Origin of the sequence: Streptomyces sp. UNOB3_S3 (assembly GCF_020740895.1) — a bacterium.
In the GTDB taxonomy this organism is placed as follows: Bacteria; Actinomycetota; Actinomycetes; order Streptomycetales; family Streptomycetaceae; genus Streptomyces.
Genome location: NZ_JAILXP010000501.1, coordinates 1 through 4,172, shown reverse-complemented (window position 1 = coordinate 4,172; position 4,172 = coordinate 1). Strand labels below are relative to the sequence as shown.

Genomic DNA, 4,172 nt, shown 5'->3' with positions numbered 1-4,172 from the left:
GGCGGTGGCGGTGACGGTGGGCTGTGCGTGCGGAGCCATGGGCGACGGCGACGGCCCGCCGCCGCGGAGGAGGTCCGCGTGGAGGGCGGTGGGCAGCCATCCATCGGTGAACCGCACCTGGGCGCCCACGGCGGGGTGGGCCCGCACGGCCTCGATCAGCGCGCCGGCGGTGGGCCGCGCGGCGGGGTCCTTCGCCAGGCACCGCCCCAGCAGACCGTGGAGTTCGACCGGTACACGGGTGAGGTCCGGCGGCTCGTGGACCGCTCGGTACAGCGCCACGGATTCCGGGCAGTCTCCGAAGGGGGGCGTGCCACCGGCGGCGTACGCGGCCAGCGCGCCGAGCGCGAAGACGTCGGTGGCCGGTGTGGCCTGCTGTCCCAGGGCCTGCTCGGGTGCCATGAAGGCGGGCGTGCCGATCCGCAGGCCGGCGCCGGTGAGCGCGACGGCGTCGGCGGCACGCGCGATGCCGAAGTCGATCACCCGGGGTCCATCGGCGGCGACCAGCACATTGGCCGGCTTGAGGTCGCGGTGGACCACCCCGGAGCCGTGGATCGACTGAAGGGCTTCCGCGATGCCCGCCATGAGCAGGAGCACGGTCCGCACGGGCAGCGGACCGTGCCGGCGGAGCACCTCGTGCAGGGAGGGGGCCGGCACATAGGCCGTCGCCAGCCACGGCGTCGGGGCGTCGGGGCCCGCGTCGACGACTTCCGCGGTGTACAGGCCGCGGATGCGCCGGGCGTTGGCCACCTCCTGTACGAACCTGTACCGGAATTCGGGGTCCCCTGCCAGTTCCGGCCGTACCGCCTTGAGGGCCACCGGCCGGCCGCCCGGCGTGTACGCCAGGTAGACATGCCCCATGCCGCCCGTACCGAGCCGGGCGTGCAGACGGTACCCGCCGATCTCCTCCGGGTCGTCGGCGGCCAGGGCCGTGAAGGCGGGTGGCGCGCCGGGACGAGTGGTGGTCATGCTGTGGCTCTTTCGGAAGGGAGTGGCGAAGGGGAGCGAGGAAGGGAGCCAGGAAGGCACGCCTGCGGCAGGCCTTCGGGGCAGCCGCCCGATGCTAACTGAATTTTCAGTCCATAGGATCAGGATGCTCCTGGGATCAGAGCGCAAAGACGAGAAGGACGGCTGAGGTGTCGACTGTGAGTGACCGCAAGACGGCGATCATGGAGGCGGCCGCGCGGGTCATCGCCCGCCGCGGGGTCCGCGGACTGCGGGTCGAGGAGCTGGCCGCCGAGGCGGACGTGTCCACCGCGCTCATCTACTACCACTTCAAGGACCGGGCCGGCATCCTGCGCCGGACCCTGGAGTTCATCAACGACCGCGCCGGGAGTTACACCACCGACCGCGAGCCGGACGCCGCCCCCCTCGACCCCCGGCAGGAGCTGGAGCAGACCCTGCTCCTCGAGCTCCAGGAGGACGAGACCGTCCGGGAGAACAGCATCGCGTGGGGGGAGCTGCGCGCCAGCGCCATCTTCGAGCCCCACCTGCGGGAGGACCTGGCCAAGGCCACCTTGATCTGGGTCCAGGAGATCGCCCAGCTGCTCGGCCGGATACGTCCGATGGCCACGGCCTCCGGCCTGACCGTCGCCGCCGAGCGGCTGACGGGACTGGTGGAAGGGCTCAGCATGCGCTGGCTCAGCGGCATCCTCCCCCTGGAGCACGCCCGTGAGCTGGTCCTGGACGCCGTCGACGCCGAGCTGGAGCGACTGGCGGGCCGGTAACGGGCAGGCGGGCACGCGCGTCGCCGTGCGCCGTCCGCTCCGCGACCGTGCATGTTGACTGAAAATTCAGTCAGTGCCACAGTGGGACCAATGGCACCGGGCTCCGACACGCCCATGGATGCGATGTGGAGCCCCCATGAACGACCTTCCCGTAGGCAAGTGGCTGCTCGACGCCCTCCTCGGCCCGCGTCCGTCGCGAGGGACCCCGCCCGATGACGTGACAACCCCCGGCCGGCGCGTACCGGCCGATGACGTCCCCCACACCCGGACCTGGATGTCATGGCCGTCGCGGAGATCCATCTGGGGGCGCCACCTGACCGGTGTCCAACAGGACATCGCCCTGATCGCCCGTACGGTCGCCGCGTACGAGCCCGTGATCATGTGCGCGCCCGACGGAACCACGGCCGGGGCCGCGAGGGCCGCCTGCGGTCCCGCGGTCACCGTCATCGACTCGATCCCGACGGACGACCTCTGGACGCGTGACACCTGTGCCGTCTTCCGGCGTGACGGCCGCGGGAACCTCGATGCCGTCGGGCTCAACTTCAACGGGTGGGGACGCAAGCAAACACATCACGACGACGCCGAAGTGGCCCGGGCCGTCGCGGAATTCAATGGTTTCGCCTTCAGCGAGGCGGATTTCGTCGGGGAAGGCGGATCCGTCGAGACCGACGGCGACGGCACGGTGATGGCCACCGAAAGCAGTCTGGTGAACCGGAACCGTAACCGCGGGATGAGCCGGGACGACATCGAAGAGGCCGTTCTGGCGGCATACGGTGCCGAGAAGATGATCTGGGTTCCCGGAGTGCGCGGCCGGGACATCACCGACAACCACATCGACGTCACCTCTCGCTTCATCAGCCCCGGCGTCGTCATGGTGCAGGTTCCGCCGAGCGACCGGAACGACGTCTGGGCCAAGGACGCACGCGAGCAGTTCGCCATCCTGTCCGCCGCGACCGACGCCAAGGGGCGGCGCCTTCAGGTGATCCGTGTGGACGGACCGGACACCGTACGGTCGCGGAGCTCGTCATTCGTGGATTCCTATCTCAACTTCCACCTCGTCAACGGCGCGGTCATCACCGCGCAGTTCGGCGACGCGAGAGCGGACGCCGCTGCCCGCCGGACCCTGGCCGAGGCGTTTCCCGGACGCGAGGTCATCCAGCTGGACGTCGACCGCCTCATGGGCGGCGGTGGCGGAATCCACTGCTCCACCATGCACCAGCCCACACCGGCCTGAATACGCGACGGAGTTCCCTGTGCTCAATCCCTCCCTTTCCCGCCGCAATGTCCTGCGCTCTTTCGCCGGCATCGGAGCCTTGGCCCTCGGAGCGACGGCCTGCGACTCGAGCGACACCTCCAACGCGTCCATCTCCCCTCCCAGCTCACGGAAGGCGACGAGCCGGCGGTTCGGTGCCGAGTGGGACAGCCACTCCCGCACCTTCATGTCCTGGCCGGCCCTGGAGACGGTCTGGGGCCGCCAGCTGCCGTCCGTGCGGGAGGACATCGCACGGGTCGCCCGGGCGATCGCGGAGTACGAACCCGTGGTGCTGACGGCCCGCCCCGAGCAGCGGGACGCGGCCCAGCGGGCCTGCGGCTCGCAGGTCGAGGTGATCCCGCTCATGGTGGACGATCTGTGGGCGCGCGACACCGTGCCGGTGTTCGTCGAGGACGCGAGGGGCGTCCTGGGTGTCGATCTCAACTTCAACGGCTGGGGGAACAAGCAGGAGCACCGCGACGACGCCCAGGTCGGCGGCACCCTTCTCGCGAAGTACGACGTCCCGCGCGTCAAGGCTCCGCTGGTCGCCGAGGGCGGTTCCCTCGAGACGGACGGCGCGGGCACCCTGCTGGTCACCGAGAGCTCGGTGGTCAACAAGAACCGCAACCCGGGCAAGAGCCGCGACCAGGTCGAAGCCGACATCAAGAGCAGCCTCGGCATCGAGAAGGTGATCTGGCTGGCCGGCGTGCGCGGCAAGGACATCACCGACGCACACGTCGACAGCATCGCCCGGTTCACCGCACCCGGTGTCGTCCTCGTGGACCGCGCCTTTCCCGACAGCCCTCCCGACGTCTGGTCACGTGCGGCCGACCAGGCCAGGTCCGTGCTCAAGGACGCGACGGACGCCCGCGGCAAGCGCCTGGAGGTCGTCGACCTGCCCCAGCCCGACCTCGACAGGATCACCGGCCGGGGCGACGCCTTCGTCTCCACCTACGCGAACTTCTACGTCGCCAACGGCGCGGTGTTCATGCCCCGCTTCGGCGACGCCAAGGCCGACGATCACGCCAAGGGCATCCTGCAGGACCACTTCCCCAAACGGGACGTCGTGCAGGTGAAAATCGACACCATCGCCTCGGGCGGCGGCGGAATCCACTGCTCGACCCACGATCAGCCGGGCAAGCCGGCCGCGTGACGGGACCGGTCGCGACGCGGCGCCCCCCCCTCTTCACCCATTC

Annotated in this window: 4 protein-coding genes; 3 read left to right on the top strand and 1 reads right to left on the bottom strand. The window is 70.4% G+C overall.

All coding sequences use genetic code 11. The features are described from left to right. The coding region (locus K6I33_RS32555; protein ID WP_229358208.1) for a serine/threonine-protein kinase at window positions 1-966 on the bottom strand (966 nt) is incomplete at its 3' end. A gap of 200 nt (window positions 967-1,166) precedes the next feature. Between K6I33_RS32555 and K6I33_RS32550 the strand changes: the two genes are divergently transcribed. From K6I33_RS32550 to K6I33_RS32540, 3 genes are all read left to right on the top strand, one after another. Continuing rightward, window positions 1,167-1,724, top strand: a complete 558-nt coding sequence (locus K6I33_RS32550; protein WP_238492332.1) for a TetR/AcrR family transcriptional regulator — start codon at window positions 1,167-1,169, stop codon at window positions 1,722-1,724. A gap of 136 nt (window positions 1,725-1,860) precedes the next feature. Continuing rightward, on the top strand, window positions 1,861-2,958 hold the full coding sequence (locus K6I33_RS32545) for an agmatine/peptidylarginine deiminase (RefSeq protein WP_229358207.1): 1,098 nt from the start codon (window positions 1,861-1,863) through the stop codon (window positions 2,956-2,958). A 19-nt stretch (window positions 2,959-2,977) separates the two neighbouring features. After that, entirely contained in the window at window positions 2,978-4,129 is a 1,152-nt protein-coding gene (locus K6I33_RS32540) for an agmatine deiminase family protein (protein ID WP_229358205.1), read from the top strand. Window positions 4,130-4,172 lie beyond the last annotated feature (43 nt).